The organism is Dongia soli, assembly GCF_034044715.1.
GTDB classification, from domain to species: Bacteria; Pseudomonadota; Alphaproteobacteria; order Dongiales; family Dongiaceae; genus Dongia_B; species Dongia_B soli.
This window is the reverse complement of record NZ_JAXCLW010000001.1, coordinates 99007-122460: the sequence shown is the minus strand read 5'-3', so window position 1 is coordinate 122460 and position 23454 is coordinate 99007. Positions and strand designations below refer to the sequence as shown.

The following is a 23454-nucleotide window of genomic DNA, read 5'->3' as shown; positions in this document are numbered from 1 at the left end:
GTGGCGCCTGACAGCGGATGACAACCGGCCTCTCAATGCTCTTCTGCCCGTTGCCTTAAGCAGGAGGCTATCGTGATATCACGCCCGTCCATCGATCTGGTCCGTCACGTCCTGGTCGTGCTGGTGATCAGCCTGATGATCGCCGGCAGCCTCTGGGTGATGCGTCCTTTCCTGCCGGCATTGATCTGGGCAACAATGATCGTCGTCGCCACCTGGCCGCTGCTGCTCAAGGTGCAAGCAGCTTTCGGCGATAAGCGACTCTGCGGCGTCATCGTCATGACCCTGGCAATGTTGCTGGTGATCGTGCTGCCCTTCACCGCCGCCATCCTGACGCTGCTGGAACATGCAGGCACCATCGGGCGACTGGTGACCGGGCTGCCGACCTATAGCCTGCCGCCGCCGCCAGATTGGGTACCGGGCATTCCTTTGATTGGGGAAAAGGTCGAGGCCAGGTGGCAGGAACTTTCGGCGGCGGGTCCCGGCAGTTTGCTGGCGCATCTTCAGCCTTATGCCGCGGAAATCCTCAACTGGATCTGGAGCAAAATCGGTTCGGTCGGCATCCTCCTTCTTCATCTGCTGCTGACGCTGATCATTGCGGTCATTCTCTATGCCCGCGGTGAATTTGCGGGGCGCGCTGTCATCCGTTTCGCTCGCCGCCTGAGCGGTGACCGGGGCGAATTTGCCGTGCGGCTGGGCGGTCAGGCGATCAGGGCCGTCGCCCTTGGCATTGTCGTCACCGCTATCGTGCAGTCTCTGCTGGGGGGCATCGGTCTATGGGTTGCCGGTGTGCCCTATGCGGCCTTGCTCTCCGCGATGATGATGATGCTGTGTATCGCCCAGGTCGGTCCGTTCTTGCCGCTGATCGTTGGCGTCGCATGGCTGTACTGGCAGGGGCAGGATATTTGGGCAACCGCCCTGATCGGCTGGACGATCCTGGTCGGCATGCTGGATAACATCATGCGACCGCTCTTGATCAAACGCGGCGCCCACCTTCCGCTTCTCCTTATCCTTTGCGGCGTGATCGGCGGCATGTTCGCCTTCGGCTTGGTCGGCCTCTTCGTCGGCCCGGTGGTCCTCGCGGTCACTTACACGCTGCTGCAGGCCTGGATAAACGAAGCGGTGGACAACCCACTGTCGGTCCCCGATCGTGCGCAGATCGATCCCCGTGCGGAGCCAAATCGCGTCAATCTGCCGGTTGCGCCGGATTCCCCAACCGGCACGGCCCAGTAAGGAGGCGAGGATCAGACAAGCCACCGGGCCGGGGCCGCGCAATTGGCACCTAATGAATTCGCCAAGAAAAAACCCCCGGCCAAACGGTCGGGGGCAAGTTAAACAGGGAGGCTTTACGTCTGGGAGACGTAGGATCCGAAGACCCTCTATCCGGGCGTTGCACCCGAATACACATGGAAGCCAAAGGCTTCCCACACCGCAGAGAACACGGCCTTGCAAGGCTAGTTCCTGCAAAAAACAAGTTGTTGCAAAAACGCCACAGACTTGTTGCTAAATCACACGTTGACAGGATAAGAAATTCGCGAACCGCTACCAGAAAGAAAATCACAGGCGGCCCATGCATGCGCCGCATGGCTAATTAATCAAGTTAAGTCAAGTAGTTAGGTCAAAAATGATGGTGGCATTTAAGCTTGGTAAATGCAGGATCATGGCATTTTTTGCATGGCATTTTAGGTATTGTCGCCTGGGCATGGGCAAGACCCACGCTTGAAATCGGCTCGACTCGCGCGACATGAACTGCGCGGCGCAAACGAAGGCAGCCTTTTTTCCGGAGCCATGAATGATTTATTTGCTCGCCATCTTCTTGCCGCCCTTGGCTTTGCTGCTTTATGGGCGGATTTTTCAGGCGGTGCTCAATCTGCTGATTTGCATCGTCGCTTTGGTGACGGGCTTTATCTGGCTCTTTCTGGCGGGTGGACCGGGCCTGTTTATCTGGTCTATCGCCGTCATTCATGCGGTGCTGGTCATCAATTCGGCCAAGCAGGATCGCCGCGCCCGGTTGATCGCCGCCTCGATGAGGCAATCACAGCAGCCCTAAGGTTCGCAACAGTCGATTTGACCTTGCCAGAGCAAAGCCCCGGCCGCCGGCCGGGGCTTAAACGGAGCGACGGATGCTGTTCAATTGCCGCTGCGCTTCACTGCGGCCGAGAGCTCCGCATTACGCTGCCGCAAGCTGCCTGCGCCCGGCGCCTTGGGCAAAGTGGTGACCGGGCAGACCGCGCGGACGCGGTCGTGGAAATCCTTCAAGGCGACTTCATAAGACGAAAGCGGGCCGGCCTCATAGCCGCGTGACCCGATGCCGAGCTGCACGCGTTCGCAAAGCTCCCGGTCTTCGGCGCCGACCTGGCGATTGATGCGACCATTGAGATAGCGCAACACCCTCTGCTCGCGATTCTCCTTCGGCCGGCGGTAGACCGGATAACGCACGACACAAGTTTCGGCACCGCGCGGCAGGATCTGGAACACATCCATGCTATCGGGATAGATGTCGATACCGATATTGGGCGGCAGGGTGAAGAAGTACCAAGTGCGGCGGATCTCCTCGGGGAGATCGCGCAGCACTTCCGGCGCCATCTGCTGATAGAAGCGCTCGACCCAATTCGGTGACGGCTTGTCCTTCAAGACACTCTTGCTGCCGGCAACGCCGTGGACATTTATGAAGCCTTGCAGATCATTGTCCAGCATCCGGTGATAGCCGGGATGGCCAAGCGGGATATGATAATTCTCCAGATTGTTGTCGACGCCGACCTTCCAATTGCACTGCCAGATATCGGTCCAGGGCTCATCCACCGGTACCATGTCTTCCAGCCGGTAATCGGCGACCAGATCGACGTAGTCGCCCCACATCTCCTTCAGGCTTGGCCCACCGGGAATGACGCGGATGAAGACCAGGCCAAGGACGACTTCCAGCTCGACCGGCCTCAGGCCGAATTCCTGCTTATCAAGCCCGGGGAAAGTATGTTCCGCCGGCACAGCCGCGAGGCTGCCGTCGAAGTTATACGACCAAGCGTGATAGGGGCAGACCAGGCGATGCTTGCAGGTGCCGCTGCCATCGAGCAGTTTGGCGCCGCGATGGCGGCAGACATTCATGAAGGCGCGTAGTGCCTTGTCCTTGCCGCGCATCACGATGATCGAATCGCGCATCAGATCCAGCGTCGCGAAGTCGCCGGGATTTTTCACCTGGTTGATGTGGCAGACGAACTGCCAGGACGGGAGGATCAGGCGTTCATATTCCAGTTCGATCAGCTCGGCATTGCGATAGGTCCAGGCAGGCAAGGCACGCGGCAGGCCGTTTCCCTCATTCCGGAAATTCGCCGGGGTGGTGATGCTGGTCGTTGCCGCCTGGGTTGCCGTCATATCCGATCTCCCTTGTCGTATTCATCCGATTGTCGTGAACTGATGTGGCCTGCAGTCAGTCATGCTTGTCGCCGGCGAAAGAAGCCGAGGCAGCAGTCAATGCGAATTCGTTGGGGAACAGGCCGGCGAGATAGGCCTGCGCCACGCGATGCGCGCGCTGCCGGTCGAAAGTTTCACCGGATACCATGATGTCCTGCCACTGGCCGTCGAGCAGCCCGGCGAGGCCGAGCGCGACAGCTTCCGCATCGAGATGGCGATAGCCGCCCGTCTCGATCAACTGCTGCACCAAACCGGTCAGGTCGTTCTGATAGGCATTGTCCAGCGTGCCGACCCGGTCGAGATAGACGCGGCGCGCCTGGGCCTCGCCCCAGAAGGCAGACCAGACCGCGACCCGGTCCGGATTGCTGACCTGGGGGTTGAGCGAAACCTCGATCAGCGCGGTCAGAGCGGCAACCGGATCCGACCCCGCCTTGCTCAGGGCTTCACGCCGGGCAATTTCGAAATCCTCGGCCACGAGATCGAGTGCCGCGACCAGCAGCGCCTCCTTGCTCTTGTAATGCAGGATCACGGCGCCGACCGAGACGCCGGCTTCGGCCGCGACACGCTGTACGGTGGTGCCCGACAGGCTGTGGCGGGCAATCGTTCTGATGGTGGCATCAAGGATCGCGGCATGGGTGCGCTCATGGTTGCGCTGCGTGCCGGCGCGGCTACGCCGGCCGCGTCGCTCAGTTCCATCCTGGTTGATAACTGCCTGCATGGGTCCGATCCGCCGGAGACCAGTTAAATAAATGAACGTTCATTTATTTAAAGCGAAGCGCTCAGAAATGTCAAGGTGCAGGCGATACCCATAAGAAAAGGGCGAAGCCTGTAGGCGGTCGCCCTTTTTGAAAAAGTCTCGATTCCACAAGCTGAGAAGCCGGCTTTACCCGGTTAATTTGCCTTCGGCCACCTTCCGCAGCAGGAAATCGCGGAAAACCTGGATGCGTTTTGAGGACCGCAATTCCTCTGGATAGACGAAATAGCTGTCGATCCGAGGGCCCTGCATCTCCGGCAGAATGCGAACGAGGGCGGTTGATTCCTGCGCCATATATTCCGGCAGGGAAGCGAGGCCAAGCCCGCTTTGTACCGCCCGCAGGATGGCATAGACGCTGTTGACCTTCAGGATCGGCCGGCGCTGGCCATCGCGCTTGGCGCTGGTATGGAGCAGCCAGTCGATATCCTTGACCGGCGGCTTGGTTGTGTCGTCGCCATAGACGATGATCCGGTGATTGTCCAAATCCTCCGGGCTCTTCGGAATGCCATGGCGCTTGATATAAGCCGGCGAGGCATAGACGTTGAGATGCACCGTCATCAGGTGGCGCTGGATCAGTTCCGGCTGGCGCGGCGGCGCCATGCGGATGGCGACATCGGCTTCGCGCATGGAAAGGTCGAGTTCGCGGTCTTCCAGCACCAGGTCGACCTGAACATCGGGATAGAGCTCGATGAACTCGCCAAGGACCGGGGTCAGCCAGGACGATCCAAAAGCCTGGGTCGCGGTGACCTTCAACTGGCCTTTCGGCTTGTCCTTGCTCTCGGTCAGCTGCGCCTCGGCCATCGCCAGCTTGGAGAAAACCTCATGGGCGGTGCGGTAGAGCAACTCGCCCTGTTCCGTCAGGATCAGGCCGCGCGCATGGCGATGGAACAAAGCAACATTGAGGCTCTCTTCCAGCGAACTGATCTGCCGCGAAACGGCCGACTGACTCAGATTTAAGGTTTCCCCCGCATGCGTGAAGCTGCCAGCCTCGGCCACGGCATGGAAGATACGCAGTTTATCCCAATCCATTCGATCACCGATCGGCCGCGAAGGCCGCGTTGCGCGATCGCCTTACTCCGCGGCGACCGCGTGTTCCCCCTCATTGGCCGCCAGGAAGCGCTCCGCCTCCAAAGCCGCCATGCACCCCATGCCAGCCGCCGTCACGGCTTGCCGATAAACCTTGTCCTTGACGTCACCGGCAGCAAACACCCCGGGAACCGAGGTCGCCGTGCTATCCGGCTTGGTGACCAGATAGCCTTCATTGTCGAGCGGTAGTTTGCCCTTGAACAATTCCGTCGCCGGGCTGTGGCCGATCGCGACGAAGAAGCCGTCGCAGGGAATCTCCTGTGTTTCGCCGGTCTTCACGTTGCGGATCTTGACCCCGGTGACGCCGGCCGGATCACCGCCGCCGAGAACTTCCTCGACGGCGCTGTCCCAGATCACATTGATCTTCGGATTGCGGAACAGCCGGTCCTGCAAAATCTTTTCCGCCCGCAGCGTGTCACGGCGATGGATCAGCGTGACCTTGCTGGCATGATTTGTCAGGTAGATTGCTTCCTCAACGGCCGTATTGCCGCCGCCGACGATGCAGACTTCCTTCTCGCGGAAGAAGAAACCGTCGCAGGTGGCGCAGGCCGATACGCCGAAGCCGCGATATTTCTGTTCGGATTCCAGCCCCAGCCAGCGCGCCTGGGCGCCGGTGCAGATGATCAGCGTGTCGCCGATATAGATATCGCCGGAATCGCCAACACAGTGATAGGGGCGGCGGCTGAGATCGACCTCGACGATCGTATCGAACATCATGCGCGTACCGACATGCTCGGCCTGCTTCTGCATCTGCTCCATCAGCCAGGGCCCCTGGATGACGTCGGCGAAGCCCGGATAGTTTTCGACATCGGTGGTGATGGTCATCTGTCCGCCCGGCTGCAGTCCCTGGACCAGAATCGGCTGCAGATTGGCGCGCGCCGCATAGATGGCGGCGGTAAAGCCGGCCGGGCCGGAACCAATGATGACGACTTTGCTGCGATGTTCCGTGGCCATGAAACGATCCTGAACGAGACGATTTTGGCGCCCGAAGACGCCATCCGATGCTGTCGAAGCCCCCGATTCCACCCGATTCCGGAGCCTTGGCTAACATAAGGGGGTGAGCCATTAGTTACAAGGCAACTGCGCGATCCATCGCCTCGAGCTTTAAGATAATTTTCCCGTGGTGGCTGCCGCGAGGCCTCAGACCCACCCTTGTTGCCGCGATGTTACTTATAATATAGTTGCGCGAAACGCCGTGTGAGACAGGGGCTTTCTTTCATGCGCCGGGCAAAACTGGACAAAATCGATCTGCGCATTCTGGCGGATCTGCAAGCTGATGGCCGCATGACCAATGTGGAATTGGCCCAACGTGCCGGCATTTCGGCGCCCCCTTGCCTGCGCCGGGTGCGGGCGCTTGAGGAGGCCGGCTATGTGCGCGGATATCATGCCGAGATCAATCCGGAAGCCCTGGGCTTCGGCGTCACGGTTTTTGCCCATGTCGGCCTGAACAGCCAGGCCGAACATGATCTCAAAGCCTTTGAGGCGCTGGTGCAGACCTGGCCGTTGGTCCGGGAATGCCACATGCTGGCGGGCGAAACCGACTTCCTGCTGAAGGTCGTAGCCCATGACTGGGATTCCTATCAAAAATTCCTGACCACCTGCTTGACCCCCGCGCCGAATGTCAGCCACGTCAAATCCGCATTGGCGATTCGTACCAGCAAGCAACAGCCCGGCGTCCCGATCGAAGCGGATGAGCCGCGGGACGCGACGCCGCACCACAATCTCGATCCTAAAGCGGCGGAATAGCCGGCGTTATCTTTTCCGTGCGCGCGCATTTGCTGCGGCCGGTTTTGTTGTCGGCGCTTTTGCTGCTTCCCTCTTGAGGCGTTCGATCTCCGCTTCCAGCGCCTCGATATGTTTCAACATCCCGGCATGGGCGGCTTCGACGTCATCGACGCTGAAAAGCTGTGGGATATAGGCCGGGCAATTGACGTCCCAGGCCTCGACGGTGATCCGGATGGCGCGGCGGAGCGGCTTGCGCCACGCCTCCGGCGTGACGGCGGCCAAGAGCTTCGGATCGTCCTCGACGAGTTTGGCTGTGCCCCAGATCTTCAGCCGGCGGCGCTGGCTGTAATCCATGAAAAAAAGCTGGACCCGGGGATTCTCGCTGAGATTGCCGAGGCTGATATATTGTTTATTGCCGTCGAAATCCGCGAAGGCCAGGGTCTGCGGGTCGAGGATCTTGATAAAGCCGGCCGGCCCGCCACGGTGCTGAATATAAGGCTGAGCAGCCTTCGAGGCTGTCGCCATATAGAAGGACACGCGACTGCTGAGATAGCTGGCAAGTGCCGGCGTGATGCTGTTGCGGCCGACGCTATGTTGCAGTTCAGCATTTATCTCGACCGCCTTGTATTTCCGCTGCATCGCCAAGACAGCGTCGCTATAGGCGATCTCGGTGAAATTCTTCGCCATTTCAATCTCTTCTGCACGTTGTAGCGACATGCTACGGGATGGTTCGGGAGGCGAGAAGCGCCCAAGGCCGCTGGGAAGTGCCAATTTTGCCGCGTTTGCTGCCGGAAGTAATATTGGCTGTCTTCGCGTAAGGATTGCGTCCGCATGCGAAACGCCTTGGATTGCGGGTCGCACGCTGTCATGTTCGGGGCGGAAAATGACAGTTCCCGGCGATCGATAGAAGTCCGGCCGGAAATGAGGAAAGAATGCAACGCGACGCCCGACTTGCGGAAATCGTCACGCTGGTGCGCCAGCGCGGTTATATGTCGATCGAATCCCTGGCACAGCATTTCGATGTAACGCCGCAGACCATCCGCCGCGACATCAATGACCTCTCGGCGCAGGACCTGCTAGAGCGGCACCACGGGGGTGCAGGGCTCAATTCCAGCGTCCACAACACGGCCTATGCCGCACGTCAAGTCCATGCCTTGACGGAAAAGCGCCGGATTGCGCGGCTCTGCGCCGCGCATATTCCGGTCGAGACATCGCTTTTCATCAATATCGGCACCACCAATGAAGAAGTGGCCCGGGCGCTGCTGCATCACAGCGGTCTTCGGGTGATCACCAACAATCTCAATGTGGCGGCGATTCTCTGCGAGAACCGCTCTTCCGAAGTCATTGTCGCCGGCGGGGTGGTGCGGTCGGTCGATCGTGCCATCATCGGCGAAGCGACCATCGATTTCGTCCGGCAGTTCCGGGTCGATCTCGGCATCATCGGTATCAGTGGCATCGATGGCGATGGCACGCTGCTCGATTTCGATTATCGCGAAGTTCGGGTCGCCCAGGCCATCATCGAAAATTCCCGTCAGGTTTTCCTGGTGGCCGACCATACCAAGTTCGAACGCCGGCCCATGGTGCGGCTGGGCCATCTCAGCCAGCTCAGCGCCGTCTTCACCGATCAGGCACCGCCGCCGGCAATCCGTGAACTCCTCGCCCAGCACGACGTCCAGCTGCATATCGCCGACGAAGATTAGGACCCCATCAGTACCCAGCCAGAGCTTCCTCGCCAGATTAGGCGATGGGCGAAGCTGCAGCCGTCGTGGTTATGTTCATTATCGAAAATAAGGCATTAAAATATTTTCGATAGAGAAAATAAGCTGGTTATGTTACGACAAAATTGAATGGATACAGCCTCAAGGAAGGCAATAAGGCGCGGGCATGACACAGGATACGGTCGATCTGCTGGTCGTCGGCGGCGGCATCAACGGCACGGGCATTGCCCGGGATGCGGCGGGCCGCGGGCTGAAAGTGCTGCTGGCAGAGCAACGCGATTTGGCCAGTGCGACCTCATCGGCCAGCACCAAGCTCATTCATGGCGGCCTGCGCTATCTGGAGCATTATGAATTCCGCCTAGTGCGCGAGGCGCTGAGCGAACGCGAAGTGTTGTTGGAAAGCGCGCCGCATATCATCTGGCCGCTGCGCTTCATCCTGCCGCACGAAAAATCGCTGCGCCCCGCCTGGATGATCCGGATCGGGTTGTTCCTCTACGATCATCTTGGCGGCCGCAAGCGCCTGCCCGCCTCGAAGCGGGTCGATCTGAGGACGGGACCGCTTCAATCGGGCCTCAAGGCGGAATACCAGATCGGCTTTGCCTATTCGGATTGTTGGGTCAACGACGCGCGTCTGGTGGCGCTCAATGCTTTGGATGCGCGGGAACGCGGCGTTGAGGTCCTGACCCGCAGCCCGGTTCTTTCAGCCAAACGCGAGGGCAAAGGTTGGATCGTGGAGATTGGCGGCGATGCCATGATCGGCAACCAGCCGCGGCTGGTCCGGGCGCGTGCCCTTGTCAATGCAACCGGTCCCTGGGCAGGCAGTTTCATCGATCAGCAGATCGGCGGAAAGCGAGATGGCCAGCTTCGTCTGGTCAAAGGCAGCCATATCATCGTGCCGCGCCTCTATCAGGGCGAACATGCCTTCATCCTGCAGAATGAAGATCGCCGCATCGTCTTCACGATTCCATATGAGGGGCACTTCACCCTGGTTGGGACCACCGACGTCGCTTACGAGGGCGACCCCGCCGGCGTGAAAATTTCACCGGAGGAAGTTGACTATCTCTGCAATGTCGTCAATCGGCATTTCAAGCATCACGTCACGGCTGCCGATGTGGTCTGGAACTATGCCGGTGTACGCCCGCTCTTCGATACCGACGGCAGCGAAAGCGCTTCCGCCATATCCCGCGACTATGTGCTGGATCTGGAGGATGGCGAAGGTGGTGCGGTCTTGCTGAACGTGTTTGGCGGCAAGATCACGACCTACCGCCGTTTGGCGGAACATGCCTTGCAGAAGCTGCAGCCCTTCTTTCCGCAAGCCGGCGGCGACTGGACGGCAAAAGCGCACCTGCCGGGTGGCGATATCGCCAATGCGGATTTCACCTCCTTCGAGGCCGGATTGGCCCAGCGCTTCACCTGGCTGCCATCCGAAATGCGCCATCGCCTGGCGCGCGCTTATGGCACCCGGATCGATCGGATCATCGGCACGGCATTATCCCTGGATGGGCTGGGAACGCATTTCGGCGGTGATTTATATGAATCCGAAGTGCGCTATCTGATCGATCAGGAATGGGCACGCAGCGCTGATGACGTTCTCTGGCGTCGCTCGAAGCTTGGCCTGCATCTGCCGGTCGAGGCGCAGGATAGATTGCGCGCCTGGTTCGCAGCAAATTAAGATCGCTTTTGCCGAGGGATTACGAGGCCAATGTTCCCGCATGCTTCGCCGTCGCCTGTTCTGGCGAGAACACCTGGCCAAGCAATTTGAACTCGTCCTCGCGGGGACTGGTGGCGCGCCAGGCGAGGCCGATCTGCCGGGTTGGGGTTTCGTCGTCGAACCGTCGGGCAACCAATTCGCCACCCTTCAGCAATTGCGCATTGACCGCCATCTCCGGCAGCAGCGTGACACCGAGGCCATTGGCCGACATCTCCACCAACGTGGTGAGGCTGGTGGCGGTGAAATCGATGGCCGGACTGCGCTGCGTCAGCCGGCAGGCGCTGACTGCCTGATCGCTCAGGCAGTGGCCCTCGGCCAGCAGTAGCAACGGCACTTGCGCCAAGTCCTGCATGGTCAGCGGTTTCTTCGTGGCCAGCGGATGATCTCGCTGGCAGACCAAATAAAACGCGTCGTCGAAAAGCGGCAATGTAGCCGCACTGCCGCAGTCGAAAGGCAATGCCAGCAGGACGAGATCAAGTTGCCCTTCGTCTAACTGGTCAAGCAGCCGTGCCGTCTGGTCTTCGGTCAGGTACAGCTTCAGTTTCGGATAACGTTTCCGCAGGATCGGCAGGACCTTCGGCAGCAGGAAGGGGGCGATGGTCGGGATGACGCCTAAACGCAGCGGCCCCGCCAGCGGTTCGCCAGCGGCGGCCGCAAGTTCCACCAGAGCGGCCGCTTCGCCCAGCACGCGCTGGGCCTGATTGGCGATGACCTGGCCCAAAGCGGTGAAAACCACGCTGCGGTTGGTCCGTTCGACCAATGTGACACCAAGCTGCGCTTCCAGCTCTTTCAGACCGGCGCTCAGCGTCGATTGAGACACGTAACAGGCTTCCGCCGCCCGGCCGAAATGCTGGTATTCGTGGAGCGCTGTCAAATACCGCAGTTGTTTGAGGCTATTCAGAGGACTCGCCATGATCGATTTTTCCGATTAATAATCTTAAGATAAGTCGTTTTTGAAATCGATCAAGAGCTGATGGGCGAAGCCGCGGCTGGTGCGACGGGGCTCATGTAAAAATAGCGAAACCGTAGCTTCCTCAGGCCAAAGCTGCATGGCAGAACGAAGATGCGACATGTCGGCCAAGCTGGTATCGCATCGGCAACCTGCTATAGTCGCGCCGATCGGTTCGGCCCTATTGGGGGACGGGCCGGCGCCGTTGTGGGCGCTATTTTCTGCTGGTTCAGGGGGCAAGACTGGGTTTGGCCATGCTCCGGCGCCGTCGCGGGTAGCGCCTGTTGTAGCCAAGAAGGAGCCTCTCATGCCCACCAATGCCAGCCTGCATCAGCGCCGCAATGCCGCCGTTCCGCGCGGTGTCGGCAATGCTTACGGCATCTATGCCCAGCGCGCCTCCAATGCGGAAATCACCGATGAAGAAGGCAAGCGCCTGATCGACTTCGCCGGCGGCATCGCGGTCTTGAACACCGGTCACTGCCATCCGAAGATCGTGGCGGCGGTGAAGGAGCAGGTCGACAAGCTGTCCCATGCCTGCTTCCAGGTGACACCGTATGAAACCTATATCCGGCTGGCCGAGCGGCTGAATGATCTGGTGCCGATCAGCGGCAATACCAAGACGATCTTTCTGACCACCGGCGCCGAAGCCGTCGAGAATGCCGTAAAGATCGCGCGCGCTCATACCAAGCGCGCGGCGGTCATCGCTTTCTCCGGCGCTTTTCATGGCCGCACCATGCTCGGCATGGCCCTGACGGGCAAATATGCGCCATATAAGGTCGGCTTCGGCCCGTTCCCGACAGACATCTATCACGTGCCGTTCCCCGATCCGGCGCTGAAGGATAACGGCGCTGCCTCGCTGAAGGCGCTGGACACCCTGTTCAAGGCCGATGTCGGTCCCGACAATGTCGCTGCCATCATCATCGAGCCGGTGCAGGGCGAAGGCGGCTTCAATGTGGTGCCGTTCGATTTCCTGCGTGCTCTGCGCGACATCTGCACCAAGCACGGCATCGTCTTCATCGTCGATGAAATCCAGACTGGCTTTGCGCGGACCGGCAAGATGTTCGCCATCGAACATGCCGGTATCGAACCGGATCTGATGACCATGGCGAAGAGCCTGGCCGGCGGTTTTCCGCTTTCCGCGGTGACCGGCCGCGCCGAGATCATGGATGCGCCGGCCCCCGGCGGTCTCGGCGGCACCTATGCCGGCAGCCCGATCGGCTGCGCCGCCGCGAATGCGGTGCTCGATGTGATGGAAGAAGAGAAGCTCGTCGAGCGCGCCAATGTCATCGGCAAGAAGATGATCGATCGTCTTTCCGACATGAAGCGCCGCAATACCTTCGGCAACCGTATCGGCGATATCCGTGGCCTGGGCGCCATGGTCGCCTGCGAGCTGGTGAAGGCGGATGGATCACCCGATGCCGATCTTACGAAGGCAGTGACGGCCAAGGCCGGCGAAAACGGTCTGGTGCTGTTGAGCTGCGGTGTTAACGGCAATGTGCTGCGTTTCCTGATGCCGCTGACCGCGCCGGACGCGATCATCGACGAAGGTTTCTCGCTGCTCGAAAAGACCATTGGCCAGGCGGTCGAAGCGGGTGCCAAGGTTGCCTGATCGACTTAGCGCATTTTAAGCGAAGTGGTTACCGGTCGCCTGAAGAAACTGCGCTTTCATAAAGGTCTAGGCCGCAATAACAAAAAGGCCGCGATAGGTATCCATCGCGGCCTTTTCTTGTCTGCTTTCGAGGCTTACAGCCTCGACTTCTGATGCAGCAGGTCGATCAACGCCTGCACATTACCGTTGTTCTTCTGGATCACCGAGGCAAATTCCTGGCGGTGGGTGTCCGAGAGGCTCAAGCCTTCGACCCGAAAGTCGAGAATGCGCAGCTGGCTGTTGACGGTATCGATGATCCAGTCCACGCGGACCGGGTCTTCGTTGTTCAACTGCACGACCGTATAAGCCGTCGTGCGGCCATTCCCGTCGTCATGAATGCGCTTTATGTCCAGTTTGTGGCCGGAATATTTGACGAAACGCTTGCCATAGGTGACCGACAGGTAGTCGGAGAAGGCGCTGATGAATTCCGTCCGCTGTTCCGGCGTCGCCTTGCGCCAATAGCCCGCCAGGACATATTTGGCGATGGCGGGCATATCGAAATACTGGTCCAGGACGGGACGCAGCTTGGCGATGCGCTCGGCATCGGTCTGCTGCTCGGACATTTCCTGAATGGCTTGATTGCTCAGCTTGGTGATGAAGTCTTCAACAGTCGCGTTATCGGCCTGTGCGCGGCCATTGCCGGCAATCAGGCTTGCGATTGTCAGGAAACCGGCAACCAGGACTGTAAGGACGTGGCGTCGACCGATCATACTGCCCATTCTGCTCTCTCCCTGGATCTCACTGCGCATCCGTCACCTGACCGGCTTCCGGGACTGCGCCGTCACCTGGAATCATGTTTTCCGATGTTACGGCCGGCGTCAAATCATCCGACTCCCGGCCGTTCCGGATCGCGTCATTGCGCTGCTGGCGATACAGGCTGCGAATGGTCGCATAAAAATCGATCGAGCCTTTCTTCAGCTCGTCGAGAGCCTGCATATTGCGCGCCCGCGTATCGACGGTATCGAGGCCGCTACGGATCGTATTTATATAGCCGACGTCGTAGATGTAGCCGACCCAGGTAAGGGGATCGAGCACCTTGTCGACGCCGCGGCCCGCTAGGTCACGCGGATTTGAAGGGCCGATCACCGGCAGCGTCAGATACGGGCCTTCCCCCGTACCCCAGACCGCCAGGGTCTGGCCAAAATCCTCGTCATGATAGTTGTAGCCCATCATCTTGGCGACATCGATCAAGCCGCCGATGCCAAGGGTGCTATTGATGACGAAGCGCATGCTGGTATCGCCGGCACGGCTGCCTTCGCCCTGGAAGAGGTCGTTCGCCAGGATGACTGGCGAGTTCAGGTTCCGCAGCGCGTTGCGGATGCTGTCCTTCGCCACGGTGGGCAAGGCGATGTTGTAATAACCAGCGAATTGCTTGAGCAGGATTTCGTCGAAGAAGTTATTCAATTCGAAGAAATACCGATTCATCGGCTCCAGCGGGTCGTTGGCTTCATTGTAAGCCTGGACCGCTGCTTCATCATTGGGGTCCGGCTTCGTCGCGCACCCGCTCACCAAGGTCAAGGCGATAACCCCCGCTACCGCCGCCCGGCCAAACACCTTCATATCAATCATGGATTCCCAACCTTCTTCCCGGTAGTCCGGTGTCCTTTTCGGTTCCAAGTCCGACGAGCCGTTCCACCGTCCCCAATGCAGCGCCAACCGATCAGCGCTGGGCCCCGTTTGATCATACCCTCGGCATCCCCATTACAGGCTTATGCAGAGTCACAGCAACTGATTAATCAACCGTGAGTGACCCCCGTCTCATTCGCGAAATTGCCGCCGCAAAAGGCAGCCGAGGAGAACGGCGTTGTTAGCATAACTATCGCGAAACAGCTAGTTGTCCGGATGGCGCGTCGCCGCAGAGCGATACCGGCGGACCGATGGCGACACTTTAACTTGTGGGAAGCAACCACGACTGCACCGCGGCTGAATAAATTCCTGGAAGTCAGCTCCCTGGCTCAACCGGATGCGAGAACCCGCTCTGCATGATGGCATGCGACTTCGCGGCCGGCTACCGGTCGCAATTCGGGGCGCTCGACACTGCATTCGGCTGTCGCGAAGGGACAGCGTTTGTGGAAGGCACAGCCGGAGGGCGGATCGATGGGAGAGGGCAATTCGCCCTTCACCGTGAGACGCCGGGACCTTGCCTCCGGATCCGTGGACGGGGTCGCGGCCAGCAGGGCCTGGGTATAGGGGTGGACGGGCCGGGCGAAGATCGCCGGCTTACTGCCTTGCTCGATAGGGCGGCCGAGATACATCACCATGACATCGTCGGCAATGTGCCGCACCACGCTGAGATCGTGGGAAATGAACAGATAAGCAAGATTGTATTCGACCTGCAGATCCATCAGGAGATTGAGCACCTGCGCCCGAATCGACACGTCCAAAGCCGAAACCGGTTCGTCGGCGATCACCACTTTGGGCCGCAGCATCAGGGCGCGGGCGATAGCGATGCGCTGTCGCTGGCCGCCGGAGAACATATGTGGATAGCGGTTGTAATGTTCCGGCCGCAGCCCGACCTTGGCGATCATCACACGGGCGGCGTCAGCCCGCTCTTTGGCACCGAGATCGGTATTGATCTCCAATGGTTCTTCGAGGATGCGGCCGACTTGCTTGCGAGGATTGAGCGATCCGTAAGGGTCCTGAAACACCATCTGCACCTTCGGGCGCAGTTGTTGGAGGGTCTCCTTATCAGCCCCGACCACCTTGCTGCCATCGATCGTCAGCTGGCCGGCCGTCGGCGGCTCGATCATCGCCATCATGCGGGCCAGGGTGGACTTGCCGCAGCCCGATTCACCGACCACAGCCAGGGTACGACCCGGCAGCAGGGTGAAGCTGGCGCCGGCCACGGCGCGCAGGGTTAAAGCCGGTTTGAAGAGACCGCGCGAAATCTGGTAGTGCCGCTGCACGTCTCGTGCTTCGAGGACCGGCACCGATGGATCGGCGGCCGTAGGGGCATCCGTCGTCATGGCAACTTCGCTCATGGCCGCACCTCCGCGGAGGCGGGGTGATTTGACTCCGGCCGATACGGATTTGATCGATGCGGATCCGGGCGAACGGAAGGTTGCCCACCGATCAATGGATAATGACAACGCACGAGCTTCGCCGGATCGGGATTTTCCGGCAGCGGCGCCAGCAGCGGGCGTTCCGCCCGGCAGCGTTCGTCGGCATAGGCGCAGCGCGGATGGAAGACGCAGCCGACAGGCCGGTCGCCGATGCCGGGCACCATCCCCGGAATCGTGTTCAGCCGCAAATGCTCTTCACTGCGTTCCGGCAGGGCCTGGAGAAGGGCCGCCGTATAGGGATGATGCGGGTTTGCAAACAGGCTGTCGACCGGCTGTTCCTCGACCTGCTGGCTGGCGTACATGACAGAGACGCGTTGCGCGGTTTCCGCGACCACGCCCATGTCGTGAGTGATCAATACCAGTCCCATGCCGCGCTCGCGCTGCAGCGATACCAGCAGATCCAGGATCTGCGCCTGGATGGTGACATCGAGCGCCGTGGTCGGTTCGTCGGCGATCAGCAGGCGCGGATTGCAGGCAATGGCCATGGCGATCATCACGCGCTGACACATGCCACCGGAAAGCTGATGGGGGAAAGCGGACAATCGGGATTCCGCCGCCGGGATGCCGACCTGCTCCAGGAGCTCAATGGTGCGCCGCCGGCGCTCGGCCCGGCTGCCGCCCTCATGCGCCTTCAAGGCTTCCATGATCTGGAAACCCACCGTGAAGCAGGGATTAAGGCTGGTCATCGGCTCCTGGAAGATCATCGCTATATCCTTGCCGACGATCTTGCGTCTTGCGCGCGGGCTGAGGGCCAGCAGATCGATGCCGTCGAAGGTCATGCGATCGGCCTTCACCTTGCCGGGCCAGGCGATCAGCCCCATCACCGCGAGCATGGTGACGCTTTTGCCGGAACCGGATTCGCCGACCACGCCCAGCAATTCGCCGCTTTCCAACGTGAGGTCGATGCCATCGACCGCGCGGAAAGGACCGCGATGAGTTTGAAACTCGACCGACAAGTTGCGGATATCCAGGAGCGGCGCGGATATGCGGGCCATGATCCGTCTCCTCAACGCTTCAGCTTGGGATCGAGCGCATCGCGCAGACCATCACCCATCAGGTTGAAGGCAAGCACGGTGACCAGGATGGCGATACCGGGATAGGTGACGACCCAAGGTGCCGTCTGCAGGAATTGCAGCGATCCGGCCAGCATCGTGCCCCATTCGGGTGTCGGCGGCTGGGCGCCGAGGCCGAGGAAGCCGAGGGCGGCGGCATCGAGGATCGCGGTGGAGAAGCTGAGCGTCGCCTGGACAATCAACGGCGCCAGGCAATTCGGCAGGACGACATTGAACATCAGCCGGGCCGTGCCGGCGCCCGAAACGCGCGATGCGGTCACATAATCCTTGGATAATTCGCCCATCACGGCTGCGCGGGTGAGCCGGGCGTAATGCGGCACATAAGTAATGGCGACGGCGATCATGGCATTGGTGAGGCCGGGGCCCAGAATGGCGACGATCACCACCGAAAGCAACAGGCTTGGCATCGCCAGAACGATATCCATCAGACGCATGATGGCGATATCGGGGCTGCCGCGGAAGAAGCCGCTCACCAGGCCAAAACCGATGCCGAGTGCCAGCGACAGAGTGACCACGATCAGGCCGATCAAGAGGGAGAGACGGGAGCCATAGATCAGTCGTGACAACAGACAGCGGCCAACGTCATCGGTGCCCAACGGGAAGGCCCAACTACCGCCTTCCTCCCAGGCCGGCGGCTGCAGGATGCGGTCGCGGAACTGCTCGATCGCCCCGTGTGGTGCGACGACATCGGCAAAAACCGCGCAGAGGACCAGCAGGCAAATAACGATCAAGCCCAGCATGGCGCCCTTATTGGCGCGCATCGAGAGCCAAATCTCACGGCGCGGGGAAATCACCTGTCCGACCGGTGCCGGCGCATTGGTCGGGGGCAGGTTGACGGGGATGTTGGCGGCGTTATCGGTCATGGCAATGCCCCATCAACGCTTATGCCGGATGCGAGGATTGAGCAGGCCATAGGCCAGATCCACCAGCAGATTGACGATGATGACGATTGTGGCGATCAACAGGATACCGCCTTGCAGCGCCGGATAGTCGCGACGATAAATCGATTGTACCAGCCAATGGCCGACACCGGGCCAGGAGAAGACATTTTCCGTCAGGATGGCGCCGCCCATCAGCGTCCCGACCTGCAGGCCGATCACCGTGACGACCGGAATCAACGCGTTGCGCAAGGCGTGTACGTTGACGACGCGAAACGCGCTGAGCCCCTTGGCGCGGGCCGTGCGGATATAGTCTTCGCCGAGAACTTCCAGCATGGATGAGCGGGTCATCCGGGCGATCACCGCCAGCGGAATGGTTCCAAGCACGATGGTCGGCAGGATGAGATGGGAGAGCGACGACAGGAAAGCGCCCGTCGGATCATCCTCCGAAAGAAGGGAATCGATCGTCATGAAACCGGTGACGGGGTCGAAGTAATAATCGGCGCTGAGACGACCATTGACCGGGGTCCAACCCAGGTCGACGGAGAACGTCAGAATCAGCAGCAGGCCCCACCAGAAGATCGGCATGGAATAGCCGGTCAGGCTGATGCCCATCACCACATGATCGACGGTGGACCCGCGCTTGGTGGCGGCCAATATGCCGGCCGGTAAGCCGACCGCCACGGCGAACAGCATGGCGCAGAAGGCTAGTTCCAGAGTCGCCGGAAACAGCGTCAGGAATTCGCTCAGCACGGGATTATGGGTGACCAGCGAGATGCCGAGATCGCCCCGCATGACCTGCCCGACATAATCGAAGAACTGCACGTAAAGCGGCCGGTCGAGGCCCATTTCATGCAGCAATTGCGCATGCCTCTCCGGCGCGATGCCGCGCTCCCCGACCCGGACTTCGATCGGGTCGCCTGGCACAAGGCGGATCAGCATGAAGGCGAGAAAGACGATCCCGAGGAAGGTCGGGATGACCAGACTGACACGAGTCAGAAGAAAACGAATCATCGGCCGCTATAAAAAAGAAACATGGCGGGGAATATCCCCGCCATGTCGTGTCCTAATCAGTCGGTCTTGTCGACATGGGTGAAGATCATGATGCCCAAGGGATGGACCTTGAAGCCGGTGACCTTCTTGCTCATGGGAACGGAAACGACCGAGTGAGCAATCGGAACCCAGGGCACTTCCTGATGGAAGATGACCTGAGCCTTATTGTAGAGCTCCTTGCGCTGCTTGATGTCGGGATTGACGCGCGCCTTCACCAGAAGATCGGTGAATTCCTTGTTGCACCATTTCGCGACGTTCTGTCCGCCTTGACGGGCGGCATCGCAGCCGAGCAGCACGAACATGAAGTTGTCGGGATCGCCGTTATCGCCGGTCCAGCCGAACTGCGCCATCTGGTGATCGCCATTCTGCATCCGCTTGCGATATTCGCCCCATTCATAGGAGACGATATGGGTGGTGACGCCGACCTTGGCCAAATCCGCCTGCATCATTTCGGCCATGCGCTTGCCGTCCGGATTATAAGGCCGCTGTACCGGCATCGCCCAGAGATCCGAATCGATGCTGGTCACGCCAGCTTCCTTGAGCAGCGCCTTGGCCTTTTCCGGGTCATAAGGATAGGGCTGGATATCGTTGTTATAGGCCCAGATTGTCGGTGGGATCGGGTTCTTCGCCGGTTCGCCCTGACCCTGATAGATGGCATCGATCAAGGCTTTCTTGTCGATCGCCATGTTGATCGCCTGGCGGACGCGCACATCGTCGAAGGGCTTCTTCTGCACATTCATCGCGAGATAGGCGATGTTCAGGCCCGGCTGCTGCAGCACCTGCAGCTTCGGATCGGCTTGCAGCGCCTTGATATCCGTCGCATTGGGATAAGACATGATATCGCATTCGCCGGCTTGCAGCTTCGCCTTGCGTACCGCAGCGTCGGTGGAAATCAGGAAGACGAGATTATCGATCTTCGGCTTGCCGCCCCAATAATCCTTGAATGCCTTGTAGCGGATCTGGGCGTCCTTCTGATAGGTGACGAAGCTGAAGGGACCGGTGCCGATCGGATCCTGGTCGACCTTTTCCGGCGTGCCCGCCTTCATCATCGCATCCAAGTATTCCTTGGAATGGATCTGCGCGAAATTCATCGCGATATCTGGCAGGAAGGTCACATTGGCTTCGTTGAGCACGAAACGAACGGTGTGATCATCGACCTTGTCGATCGACTTCAGCAGGTCGGGCATGCCCATGTCGTTGAAATAGTCGTAGGCGCCGCCGGAGACCTTGTAATACGGATCGTCCTGCTTCCACATGCGATTGAAGGTGGCGATCACGTCATCCGCATTGAAATCGCGGGTCGGCTTGAAATTCTTGTTGCTATGGAATTTGACGTTCTTGCGCAGATGGAAAGTATAGGTCTTGCCGTCCGGCGCGATATCCCACTTTTCCGCGACGCCGGGAATGACTTTCGTCGTGCCGGGTTCGAATTCGACCAGTCCATTGAAAACCGGCTGCGCCGCGTCAAAGGATGTGCCGGTCGTATTGATTTGCGGATTGAAATTTTCGGGGCTACCTTCAGAGCAGTATTTCAGGGTCTTTTCTTTTGCTTCGGCAGCATTGAACTGCGCCGTTGCCGCAAAGCACATAGCCAGGACGGCGGTCGCCGCCACCCCCAACAGCTGACGTTTCATGAACTGTCTCCCAATGACTATCTTGTGACCGCCGGCGATTTTCCCTGTTCTTGCCGGGGTCATGGAAAAGCCTAGTCACGTTGCGGAAGTGAAGTCAATTCTTCGAAAGGGAACATTGCCAAAAAGCGGGACGGGACGGGAACGGGCCGGCAAAGCGCCGCCAGATCCGGCGAAGTGGTGGCCGCGCATTAAGGGCCCTTCGTCCATGCGAATCACGGGTGCTCTTACTCACTTGCCATCAGGCATCTTGACCATAAAGTCGGGTCCAGCCATTTTGCCGCCATGACCCAGGATCTTTGCATGACTGAAGCCGTCATTGACGCCCCTTTCGTTTCGACCAGCCTGAAGGTCCGGCCGGAATGGATCGATAGCAACGGCCACATGAACGTGGCGTTTTATCCACGTGCTTTCGATCTCGCATTCGATGAGGTTTACGTCCGGCTGGCACTCGGCCAAGAGATGGTCAGCACCGCCAATACCTCGACCTTCGCCTCGGAAATGCACCTGACCTTCCAGGGTGAAGTCTTCGAGGGCGACCCCTTGCGCATCACCACGCAACTGGTCGGTCTGAATGCCAAAAAATTCCATTGGTTCCAGGCGATGTATCATGGCGAGAAAGGCTATCTCGCGGCGACATGCGAATGGATGATCCTGTTCGTCGATATGCTTCAGCGCCGCGTATCGCCCATGCCCGATGACGTCAAAGCACGGCTGGACCGGGTCTTGGCGGCCCATAGTCAATTGCCGCCACCCCCTGAAGTGGGGCGTTACATCTCGATGCAAAATCGCCGCCGCGCCGGTTAAAGCGCGGCGGCCCATCTTCCATCAATCTTCGAGCAACAGGCCAGTCCGATAGGCGAGGCTCTTTGAGCCGACCACCTTGGCGATGGAATCGCCCGGCGCCACCAATTTATGCATGCTGCGCGACAGCACCTTGCCGTCGGTCTGGCAACGGATAAGCTGGCGCGCTGCCGCCTGATCATCAGCCAGCGGATCGATCAGTTCGGCGATGACGTCGCCGGTGCGGACCTCCTGTCCCAGTTGTACCTTATAGGCCAGAACGCCGGCGGCGGGCGAGCGCACCACATCGCAGGCATCCAGCATGGTCGCCTGGCAGCGCGGCGACGGCACGTCCCGCGCCTTGCCGGCGATCAGGCCGCGCCGCTGCAGGAAGGTATAAAGCGCATCGGCATCCTTTTCGCCGATCTCGTCGAAGACATCGGCCCGGCCGCGGAATTCCACCGTTGCCGCAAGGCAGGCCGCCGGCACCGGATAGCCGGCGCCGACAGCTTCCTGCAGCTTGGCCCAGGGCGAGGAAAAGACCTCATCGAAAGAGGCCCCGCCGGAATCTGCTGCCAGCAGCACGGCTTCCGCACCGATCAGCGCGGCCAGGTCCTGGCCGTCGGGCCAATGGTCGGGGATCAGGAAGAGATGTACGTGGGAATCATCATCGCAATGCAGATCGAGCACGAAATCCGCGTCATAGGCCAGCCGCGATAATTCCAGCCGCAGGACGGATAGTTCACCGCTGGCCGTCATTGCCGCGAGCTTGTCGCCGATCGCCTGACGCACCACAGCGACATTGCTGGCGGCATCGGTGCCGAGCTTGCCGGCGGTCGCCTCGATGAGGCCGGCGAACAGATCGGGCCAACGGCGATTGAAATTGCCGCCGCCCCGCAATTCATAGCGACCGGCATGTATCCCATTCACCACCTGGTTCGAGCCGATCGGATTGGCGACCGGCACGACGATGATTTCGCCCTGGATTTCACCGCGCTTATCCGCTTCGTCCAGGCGCCGGATCAGATGATGCGCCGCCATCATGCCGGGGATTTCATCGGCATGCAGCGAGGCCTGCAAATAGGCCTTGGGCCGCGCACCCGGCGTGCCGTAGCGATGAACCTTCAAATATCGATCGGTGCCGGGGCTCATGCTCGGCAGGGCGATGCGGTCAATGCGTTTGCTCATGATAAATGCTAGCTTCCATCCGGCTATTTCAACTGGCGCAAGGGTGGCGAGGGATGACCAGACTGTCAATGTCACGCGAATCAGAGAATCGTTCCGCGCTGCAGCAACTGTTTGTTGCGATCGATCAGCTCCTGTCATCTGCGCCGGACGTAACCGTAGCGTTCCGCGCTTTGGTGCCGCAAGCGACGGGCGGTGTTGGAAGCGACGGTACCGGCACCGAAACGCTGCCGGTTCAGCAATTTTGGCCGGCCTGTCTGGCGGCGGCCGAGAAGGAGGGGCATCCCACTGTCGCATCGGCGGCGCGAGCCTTGCTTGATCTGACCCCCTCCTTTCGCTGGCAGCAGAACCCGAATTATCGCGCGACGCCGCCCTCGCCGCAGTTCCTGGCCAATTACGGCTATGTGGAGATCTGTGGCCCGTCCGGCTTCCAGGCGACGCCGGACCTGCGATTGGGGGTGCTGGTTCTGGGGCCGCACAATTTCTATCCGCCACACCGTCATCCGGCAGAAGAAATCTATCTGCCGCTCAACGCCGGGTTCTGGCAGCGCGGCGAAGATGAGGTGGCGGCAGGAAGCTGGCAGGAGCGTGAAGCCGGCAGCGTCATTCATCATCCTTCCTGGATGCCGCATGCGACCCGGGCCGGGGCCAATCCCTTGGCGGCCATCTATCTCTGGCGAGGCGAGGTGGCAACGGCGGCCAAGCTGGATTGACCCAGGTTGATCCGCTGACACCTGATGGGCCTTGCCTATCCCGATATGAACAAATGACGAATTCTCTACTGACCCTGGTC

General features: G+C 60.1%; 22 protein-coding genes. 8 read left to right on the top strand and 14 right to left on the bottom strand.

The genetic code is table 11. The annotated features are described in order from the left end of the window. The first annotated feature begins 72 nt into the window (after window positions 1-72). Together ydiK and SMD27_RS00540 are read left to right on the top strand one after the other, a co-directional pair. On the top strand, window positions 73-1230 hold the full coding sequence (gene ydiK / locus SMD27_RS00545) for an AI-2E family transporter YdiK (protein ID WP_320506388.1): 1158 nt from the start codon (window positions 73-75) through the stop codon (window positions 1228-1230). 559 nt (window positions 1231-1789) lie between these two features. Next, window positions 1790-2047, top strand: a complete 258-nt coding sequence (locus tag SMD27_RS00540) for a hypothetical protein (RefSeq protein WP_320506387.1) — start codon at window positions 1790-1792, stop codon at window positions 2045-2047. Between the two features lie 80 nt (window positions 2048-2127). On the opposite strand, the gene SMD27_RS00535 is transcribed toward SMD27_RS00540, so the two are convergent. The 4 genes from SMD27_RS00535 to trxB form a co-directional block, all read right to left on the bottom strand. Next, complete coding sequence (locus SMD27_RS00535; protein WP_320506386.1) at window positions 2128-3366, bottom strand: aromatic ring-hydroxylating oxygenase subunit alpha; 1239 nt, start codon at window positions 3364-3366, stop codon at window positions 2128-2130. A gap of 55 nt (window positions 3367-3421) precedes the next feature. After that, window positions 3422-4123, bottom strand: a complete 702-nt coding sequence (locus SMD27_RS00530; RefSeq protein ID WP_320506385.1) for a TetR family transcriptional regulator C-terminal domain-containing protein — start codon at window positions 4121-4123, stop codon at window positions 3422-3424. A 165-nt stretch (window positions 4124-4288) separates the two neighbouring features. Continuing rightward, window positions 4289-5188, bottom strand: coding sequence for a LysR family transcriptional regulator (locus SMD27_RS00525; protein ID WP_320506384.1), 900 nt, complete (start codon window positions 5186-5188; stop codon window positions 4289-4291). A 42-nt stretch (window positions 5189-5230) separates the two neighbouring features. Continuing rightward, entirely contained in the window at window positions 5231-6199 is a 969-nt protein-coding gene (gene trxB, locus SMD27_RS00520) for a thioredoxin-disulfide reductase (RefSeq protein ID WP_320506383.1), read from the bottom strand. 264 nt (window positions 6200-6463) lie between these two features. On the opposite strand from trxB, the gene SMD27_RS00515 reads away from it, so the two are divergent. Continuing rightward, window positions 6464-6991, top strand: a complete 528-nt coding sequence (locus SMD27_RS00515; RefSeq protein ID WP_320506382.1) for an Lrp/AsnC family transcriptional regulator — start codon at window positions 6464-6466, stop codon at window positions 6989-6991. A 6-nt stretch (window positions 6992-6997) separates the two neighbouring features. Here SMD27_RS00515 and SMD27_RS00510 read toward each other — a convergent pair whose 3' ends face one another. Beyond that, window positions 6998-7657, bottom strand: coding sequence for a pyridoxamine 5'-phosphate oxidase family protein (locus SMD27_RS00510; RefSeq protein WP_320506381.1), 660 nt, complete (start codon window positions 7655-7657; stop codon window positions 6998-7000). Between the two features lie 245 nt (window positions 7658-7902). Between SMD27_RS00510 and SMD27_RS00505 the strand changes: the two genes are divergently transcribed. After that, the gene (locus tag SMD27_RS00505; RefSeq protein ID WP_320506380.1) at window positions 7903-8670 is read left to right on the top strand and encodes a DeoR family transcriptional regulator; all 768 of its coding nucleotides are present in this window, start codon (window positions 7903-7905) and stop codon (window positions 8668-8670) included. Between the two features lie 184 nt (window positions 8671-8854). Next, on the top strand, window positions 8855-10360 hold the full coding sequence (gene glpD / locus SMD27_RS00500) for a glycerol-3-phosphate dehydrogenase (protein WP_320506379.1): 1506 nt from the start codon (window positions 8855-8857) through the stop codon (window positions 10358-10360). Between the two features lie 19 nt (window positions 10361-10379). Here the strand turns inward: glpD and SMD27_RS00495 are convergent, their stop codons facing one another. Then, window positions 10380-11312, bottom strand: a complete 933-nt coding sequence (locus SMD27_RS00495) for a hydrogen peroxide-inducible genes activator (RefSeq protein WP_320506378.1) — start codon at window positions 11310-11312, stop codon at window positions 10380-10382. Between the two features lie 343 nt (window positions 11313-11655). Between SMD27_RS00495 and gabT the strand changes: the two genes are divergently transcribed. Next, window positions 11656-12957: a 4-aminobutyrate--2-oxoglutarate transaminase gene (gabT, locus tag SMD27_RS00490; RefSeq protein WP_320506377.1), complete on the top strand. Its 1302-nt coding sequence runs from the start codon at window positions 11656-11658 to the stop codon at window positions 12955-12957. A 134-nt stretch (window positions 12958-13091) separates the two neighbouring features. Here gabT and SMD27_RS00485 read toward each other — a convergent pair whose 3' ends face one another. The 7 genes from SMD27_RS00485 to SMD27_RS00455 all read right to left on the bottom strand — a co-directional run bounded on the left by SMD27_RS00485 (window position 13092) and on the right by SMD27_RS00455 (window position 20696). Continuing rightward, window positions 13092-13715: an MlaC/ttg2D family ABC transporter substrate-binding protein gene (locus tag SMD27_RS00485; RefSeq protein WP_320506376.1), complete on the bottom strand. Its 624-nt coding sequence runs from the start codon at window positions 13713-13715 to the stop codon at window positions 13092-13094. A 19-nt stretch (window positions 13716-13734) separates the two neighbouring features. Then, complete coding sequence (locus tag SMD27_RS00480) at window positions 13735-14565, bottom strand: MlaA family lipoprotein (protein WP_320506375.1); 831 nt, start codon at window positions 14563-14565, stop codon at window positions 13735-13737. A gap of 386 nt (window positions 14566-14951) precedes the next feature. Next, the gene (locus SMD27_RS00475) at window positions 14952-15977 is read right to left on the bottom strand and encodes a peptide ABC transporter ATP-binding protein (protein ID WP_320506374.1); all 1026 of its coding nucleotides are present in this window, start codon (window positions 15975-15977) and stop codon (window positions 14952-14954) included. Then, window positions 15974-17053 carry an ABC transporter ATP-binding protein gene (locus SMD27_RS00470; RefSeq protein WP_320506373.1) on the bottom strand — a complete coding sequence of 360 codons (1080 nt, stop codon included), beginning with the start codon at window positions 17051-17053 and terminating at the stop codon, window positions 15974-15976. The genes SMD27_RS00475 and SMD27_RS00470 overlap by 4 nt, the downstream gene beginning before the upstream one ends. 11 nt (window positions 17054-17064) lie before the next feature. Continuing rightward, window positions 17065-17994, bottom strand: coding sequence for an ABC transporter permease subunit (locus tag SMD27_RS00465; protein ID WP_320506372.1), 930 nt, complete (start codon window positions 17992-17994; stop codon window positions 17065-17067). A gap of 12 nt (window positions 17995-18006) precedes the next feature. Next, window positions 18007-19023, bottom strand: coding sequence for an ABC transporter permease subunit (locus tag SMD27_RS00460; protein ID WP_320506371.1), 1017 nt, complete (start codon window positions 19021-19023; stop codon window positions 18007-18009). 56 nt (window positions 19024-19079) lie between these two features. Further along, a complete protein-coding gene (locus SMD27_RS00455) occupies window positions 19080-20696 on the bottom strand; it encodes an ABC transporter substrate-binding protein (protein ID WP_320506370.1) in 1617 nt (538 codons plus the stop codon). Between the two features lie 300 nt (window positions 20697-20996). Between SMD27_RS00455 and SMD27_RS00450 the strand changes: the two genes are divergently transcribed. Further along, window positions 20997-21500 (top strand): thioesterase family protein, encoded by a 504-nt coding sequence (locus SMD27_RS00450; protein WP_320506369.1) that lies wholly within the window; start codon window positions 20997-20999, stop codon window positions 21498-21500. A 21-nt stretch (window positions 21501-21521) separates the two neighbouring features. Here the strand turns inward: SMD27_RS00450 and SMD27_RS00445 are convergent, their stop codons facing one another. Next, window positions 21522-22664, bottom strand: coding sequence for a succinylglutamate desuccinylase/aspartoacylase family protein (locus SMD27_RS00445; protein WP_320506368.1), 1143 nt, complete (start codon window positions 22662-22664; stop codon window positions 21522-21524). A 68-nt stretch (window positions 22665-22732) separates the two neighbouring features. On the opposite strand from SMD27_RS00445, the gene SMD27_RS00440 reads away from it, so the two are divergent. After that, window positions 22733-23374, top strand: a complete 642-nt coding sequence (locus tag SMD27_RS00440) for a dimethylsulfonioproprionate lyase family protein (protein WP_320506367.1) — start codon at window positions 22733-22735, stop codon at window positions 23372-23374. The last annotated feature ends 80 nt before the right edge of the window (window positions 23375-23454 follow it).

Bases quoted from the DNA above. Each gene is read 5' to 3' on its own strand.
- SMD27_RS00480 (WP_320506375.1), bottom strand. From the start codon at position 14,565: ATGATTGATATGAAGGTGTTTGGCCGGGCGGCGGTAGCGGGGGTTATC.
- SMD27_RS00475 (WP_320506374.1), bottom strand. From the start codon at position 15,977: ATGAGCGAAGTTGCCATGACGACGGATGCCCCTACGGCCGCCGATCCA.
- SMD27_RS00485 (WP_320506376.1), bottom strand. From the start codon at position 13,715: ATGGGCAGTATGATCGGTCGACGCCACGTCCTTACAGTCCTGGTTGCC.
- SMD27_RS00455 (WP_320506370.1), bottom strand. From the start codon at position 20,696: ATGAAACGTCAGCTGTTGGGGGTGGCGGCGACCGCCGTCCTGGCTATG.
- SMD27_RS00465 (WP_320506372.1), bottom strand. From the start codon at position 17,994: ATGACCGATAACGCCGCCAACATCCCCGTCAACCTGCCCCCGACCAAT.
- gabT (WP_320506377.1), top strand. From the start codon at position 11,656: ATGCCCACCAATGCCAGCCTGCATCAGCGCCGCAATGCCGCCGTTCCG.
- SMD27_RS00440 (WP_320506367.1), top strand. From the start codon at position 22,733: ATGTCACGCGAATCAGAGAATCGTTCCGCGCTGCAGCAACTGTTTGTT.
- glpD (WP_320506379.1), top strand. From the start codon at position 8,855: ATGACACAGGATACGGTCGATCTGCTGGTCGTCGGCGGCGGCATCAAC.
- SMD27_RS00510 (WP_320506381.1), bottom strand. From the start codon at position 7,657: ATGGCGAAGAATTTCACCGAGATCGCCTATAGCGACGCTGTCTTGGCG.
- SMD27_RS00460 (WP_320506371.1), bottom strand. From the start codon at position 19,023: ATGATTCGTTTTCTTCTGACTCGTGTCAGTCTGGTCATCCCGACCTTC.
- SMD27_RS00495 (WP_320506378.1), bottom strand. From the start codon at position 11,312: ATGGCGAGTCCTCTGAATAGCCTCAAACAACTGCGGTATTTGACAGCG.
- SMD27_RS00505 (WP_320506380.1), top strand. From the start codon at position 7,903: ATGCAACGCGACGCCCGACTTGCGGAAATCGTCACGCTGGTGCGCCAG.
- SMD27_RS00515 (WP_320506382.1), top strand. From the start codon at position 6,464: ATGCGCCGGGCAAAACTGGACAAAATCGATCTGCGCATTCTGGCGGAT.
- SMD27_RS00535 (WP_320506386.1), bottom strand. From the start codon at position 3,366: ATGACGGCAACCCAGGCGGCAACGACCAGCATCACCACCCCGGCGAAT.
- SMD27_RS00470 (WP_320506373.1), bottom strand. From the start codon at position 17,053: ATGGCCCGCATATCCGCGCCGCTCCTGGATATCCGCAACTTGTCGGTC.
- trxB (WP_320506383.1), bottom strand. From the start codon at position 6,199: ATGGCCACGGAACATCGCAGCAAAGTCGTCATCATTGGTTCCGGCCCG.
- SMD27_RS00530 (WP_320506385.1), bottom strand. From the start codon at position 4,123: ATGCAGGCAGTTATCAACCAGGATGGAACTGAGCGACGCGGCCGGCGT.
- SMD27_RS00540 (WP_320506387.1), top strand. From the start codon at position 1,790: ATGATTTATTTGCTCGCCATCTTCTTGCCGCCCTTGGCTTTGCTGCTT.
- SMD27_RS00525 (WP_320506384.1), bottom strand. From the start codon at position 5,188: ATGGATTGGGATAAACTGCGTATCTTCCATGCCGTGGCCGAGGCTGGC.
- SMD27_RS00445 (WP_320506368.1), bottom strand. From the start codon at position 22,664: ATGAGCAAACGCATTGACCGCATCGCCCTGCCGAGCATGAGCCCCGGC.
- SMD27_RS00450 (WP_320506369.1), top strand. From the start codon at position 20,997: ATGACTGAAGCCGTCATTGACGCCCCTTTCGTTTCGACCAGCCTGAAG.